This is a genomic window from Alkalicoccobacillus porphyridii, assembly GCF_007293315.1.
Lineage (GTDB): Bacteria > Bacillota > Bacilli > Bacillales > Bacillaceae_D > Alkalicoccobacillus > Alkalicoccobacillus porphyridii.
Window position 1 is genome coordinate 1 of the sequence record NZ_VLXZ01000259.1, and the last position, 264, is coordinate 264.

The 264-nt window shown below is 41.7% G+C and carries 1 pseudogene; it reads right to left on the reverse strand.

The window, feature by feature from the left end:
• A pseudogene (locus FN960_RS24250) lies at window positions 1–264 on the reverse strand (hypothetical protein); the annotation flags it as partial.

The following is a 264-nucleotide window of genomic DNA, read 5'->3' on the forward strand; positions in this document are numbered from 1 at the left end:
GGAATAACCAAAACCAGTGTGGTCAGTATGAATTGTAAATACCAGCTATTCTGCATCCCAATAGTTTGATCAATCAGTTGATGTACACCAGGGATAAGGTGAGATCCCATTTCCAGAATAAATACAGGTAAAGCCAACAGGGAGGCGAGAATCAAATCACGTTTAAGTTCAGCACGTTCCTGATCTTTTTTCTCAAGCTGCTCTGTCTGGTCAGGAATAGAAGCCTGAATTTCTGTGGCATCGTAACCAGCTTTATCAATTGCG